The organism is Nocardia cerradoensis NBRC 101014 (assembly GCF_000308535.1).
Classification (GTDB): domain Bacteria; phylum Actinomycetota; class Actinomycetes; order Mycobacteriales; family Mycobacteriaceae; genus Nocardia; species Nocardia cerradoensis.
Window position 1 is genome coordinate 1 of record NZ_BAFW01000313.1, and the last position, 3,281, is coordinate 3,281.

The 3,281-nt window shown below is 64.7% G+C and carries 7 protein-coding genes; 2 read left to right on the top strand and 5 right to left on the bottom strand.

Annotation, left to right across the window (positions count from 1 at the left end):
* The coding region (locus ON23_RS38595) for a hypothetical protein (protein WP_143860647.1) at nt 1–229 on the bottom strand (229 nt) is incomplete at its 3' end.
* Nucleotides 226–558, bottom strand: a complete 333-nt coding sequence (locus ON23_RS37150; protein WP_083904290.1) for a PadR family transcriptional regulator — start codon at nt 556–558, stop codon at nt 226–228. The genes ON23_RS37150 and ON23_RS38595, both read right to left, overlap by 4 nt.
* 166 nt (nt 559–724) lie before the next feature.
* Between ON23_RS37150 and ON23_RS28290 the strand changes: the two genes are divergently transcribed.
* Nucleotides 725–1,438 (top strand): hypothetical protein, encoded by a 714-nt coding sequence (locus ON23_RS28290; RefSeq protein ID WP_039781979.1) that lies wholly within the window; start codon nt 725–727, stop codon nt 1,436–1,438.
* A gap of 55 nt (nt 1,439–1,493) precedes the next feature.
* Here the strand turns inward: ON23_RS28290 and ON23_RS38120 are convergent, their stop codons facing one another.
* The 3 genes from ON23_RS38120 to ON23_RS28300 all read right to left on the bottom strand — a co-directional run bounded on the left by ON23_RS38120 (nt 1,494) and on the right by ON23_RS28300 (nt 2,822).
* Nucleotides 1,494–1,724, bottom strand: coding sequence for a helix-turn-helix domain-containing protein (locus ON23_RS38120; protein WP_083904289.1), 231 nt, complete (start codon nt 1,722–1,724; stop codon nt 1,494–1,496).
* Nucleotides 1,721–2,101 (bottom strand): hypothetical protein, encoded by a 381-nt coding sequence (locus tag ON23_RS28295; protein ID WP_039781980.1) that lies wholly within the window; start codon nt 2,099–2,101, stop codon nt 1,721–1,723. Before ON23_RS28295 ends, ON23_RS38120 begins: the two co-directional genes overlap by 4 nt.
* A 172-nt stretch (nt 2,102–2,273) precedes the next feature.
* Entirely contained in the window at nt 2,274–2,822 is a 549-nt protein-coding gene (locus tag ON23_RS28300; RefSeq protein WP_094028471.1) for a hypothetical protein, read from the bottom strand.
* A 160-nt stretch (nt 2,823–2,982) separates the two neighbouring features.
* Here ON23_RS28300 and ON23_RS28305 point away from each other — a divergent pair.
* Nucleotides 2,983–3,281: hypothetical protein (locus ON23_RS28305; protein WP_039781981.1), on the top strand; the 299-nt coding region annotated here is incomplete at its 3' end.

A 3,281-nucleotide genomic window follows, 5' to 3' on the forward strand; every position in this document is an offset into this window, starting at 1 on the left:
CCCAAGCGGTTTTGGTGACGGGCCCGCCAGAAAGATGCTCAAGCTCATTGAGCCATTCCTCCTCGAACCGTTCACGGTGAGATTCACCGAGCGACTTAGCAGCCGCTCGAAGGAGTACTTGCGGAAGCGATTTCGACCATCCGGCGACCTCCTCCTTCAGCAGTGTGGTCACAACGGTGCCGCCCGCCACGCCTCCGACAGCGCCAACCGCGATCAAGACATCGCTCACGAAGCACCGCCGAGATTCGGTCGCAAGACCTCCGCTGCGCGCGTTGACACCTTCGGCGCAGGCAGGCTCCGGAGCACATCGTATGCGCCCTGCAACCCATCGGTAGTCAGTTTGTAGAAGCGGCGTCGAGGCCGTCCTTCGACTTGGCTTTCCTCCCAACCACTTTCGAGCCAACCAGCCTCTTCGAGCCGGACGAGCAGCGGATACAAGGTTCCAGATTTGATGCCGGTCGATTTCGTCAGGTCGTATCCATAGAAGGACTCTCGCGGGTGATCAAGCAGCTTGTCTAAGACCTTCACCAGCGGTCCGGTGATCCTCGGTTGGGCCATGCCACAAAGTCTACATAGGTAGAGAAACAACATGCAATATCGGTTCGGCGCCGCCGGAAACCAGCAGGTCGAGATGACGGAGGCCAGGAGCGCCGCGACTGCCGCCGGAGGCAGAACCGTTATGCCAGTGCCGAAGCGAAGGGCCCGAACCGCTTAGGATCGGCCCGTGGACTATGCCCGGCTGGGACTCGAATACGTCAACGCGTTGAAGTGGCCGTTCGTGGCCTGCTACCTAGCGACGCTGTTCAGGGCGCCCATGAAACAGGTCATCGAACGGCTGCGACCGAAGTCCGTGTCCTACCCGGGAGGCAAGGCAGAGTTCTACGAGGAACGACTCGAAGCTCTCAGCGCGCCCCGACCAGCCCACCAGGACGCCGACGCGAATCTCGCCGTGAACGCTCAACTCGAGACGGAGGCCGCCGTCACGCCGGGGGCTGGCGTGAATATCGAGATAACCCCGGCGCGCGGCGTAGGCTCCGCGCCGATGCCAACTGTCACAGTCACGGCGTCGACGGAGAAATCGAAGCGGTTGCTCGCCGCGGCCGCGCAATTGCTGCGGGAGCCAACGCGCAGTCCGCAGAATACGATTGCGTGGGCGCAGAAAGTCTTGCGAGAGCAGATGCGCGCCGAGTTCGGTATCCGATCATGGACCGACCGGCAACTGCTCAATGCTCAGCAGCTCGCCCAGGCGGGGGTTGATTCCACCCTGGCAGCGCAGACGGCCGAGATCTACGCGCTCGGCGACGGGATGTCCCGCGACTTCCAGGACGACGTACCGCAGTCAATGGCAGAAAACTACGTCGAGGCCGTCGCCGCGGCGCTGACCAAGCTGGCAGCCGACGTCGACCCGGGATACGTTCAGCACATGAGTCCGAACTGAACCCGCATACGCAATGGAAGCCCGGACACGAACGCGGTGTCCGGGCCTTCCTCGTTCAGCCGATCAGTTGTGAGTACGGGATTTCGAGGACGATGGCGATGTTCTCGACGTCGTTCAGGTCGAACGGCAGTTCACCACGCATCCGCGTGGATACGTAGCTGGTCGACCGGCCGATCGCGGCAGCAAGGCCCTGCTGGTCCATCCCGCGCCTGTCGAGTTCACCGCGGACCCGGGCGACGACAGCCAGCGCGCCCGGTCCTGCGGGATCTTTCCCTCGCCTGCTCACGCTCGAAGGATATCGAGCGGGAGCGCGGTGTCGGGGGTGGTGGCGATCGCGGCGACGGCGGCCGGGAACGCTGCTGCGACAGCCATGATCGAGTCCAGGCGGTCGATGTAGATCAGCGCGCGGGCGAGGTGGGCGGTGACGATCACCTCGTCACGGTTGCCGGACACAGTGGTGGTGCCCGTCAATCCGTCGTGGAACGCGTCGTAGACGTCGCTGTCGCGTGCTCCCTTGTCGCGGGCGTTGTCGCTCACCACGGCGATCGCGTTGTAGATGGCGTCGACCACGGGCAGGTTGAACGAATGTTGCAGCCCCAAGCCGAGATTGATGATCGCGTCGAGTTCGGGAACAAAGGTGCGGACGATGATAGGGGTGTCCATTCCGGCTCCTCCGGTTGGTGACGGCTATTCCGTCTGACACCCACAACAATACACGCATCGCCGTGTATGTCAATCGGTGGTGATAGGCGAGTGGCCAGGGCCCCGCCGTCCGGCGGGTAATCCCTGGCCACTCTTCCAACCCCTCCGCAAAGGGGCGGCATCGTCGCTCATCCTACCGCTGGAACGTCGCGAAATCGCCCTGCCACACAACCGAACCCGCGGTGATCACCGCCGGATTCAACTGCGACTTGCTGACCTTGTACGCAGTCTTCACCGTCTGCCTCGATCCGGGCGGGATCGTGCCCTGGACACCGGCGCCGTATCCCTCCGACAGGGAGGTGATCTTCTCGGCGGGCGTGCCGGCCGGGCCGTACACCAGGCTCGGTTCCGACCAGTTGTAGCCCTCCCACGGTGTCTGGGTGGTGTTGACGATCTGGAAGGTGACGACCGTGCCGGGCCCGTAACGGGTGTCGGCGTCCTCCACCGACAGGATCGATGCTTCGAGGCCGCTCTTGCCCTTTCCGGTGTCCAGCGGCTGATACACACCCGGCGTCGACGGGGTCGATGACGCGGGCGTGGTGTGGCCGGCGATCGTGGCGGCCGGCGGCATGACCGGCGTCGAGGTGGCCTTGTCGTTGTCGCTGCTGGAGCATCCGGTCACCGCCGCGGTGGCGACGGCGAATGTCGCTGCGACAGCGGCGATTCGGGCGGTTCTGGGCAACGGTTCCCCTTCATCGTGGGAGGGAAACCCTCATCGCTCCCTCCCGGCAATTCGGGCATGTTATCGGGTTTGCACCCCCCTTCCCTACGGTTCGCCGCGAATTGGGGCATGGCTGTGGGCCTCCCGAACCGATGACCCGTTTTCGTGGGAGGACACGAACATGAAGTTCCAGATGCCGGAGTCGCTGGAAGGGCTGACTCTGGAGCAGCTGACCGAGCTCGCCACCGCAGCCGAAGCCGAATTCGATGAGGTCGCTGCGGCGGCCACTGCGGAGGGCGCGAGCCCTTCGGCCGAAGCGCTCGCCGACATGAAGGCCCTCGACGGCGCTTCGTCGGCGCTGGCCGTGCGTATCGGCGAGTTGCAGGAAGAGGACCGGCAGCGCGCCGAGGAAGCACGCGCGCTGATCGAGGGCCGCAACGCCGCCCGGGCGGGCGGAGCCGACACCGAGGACGCCGAGGA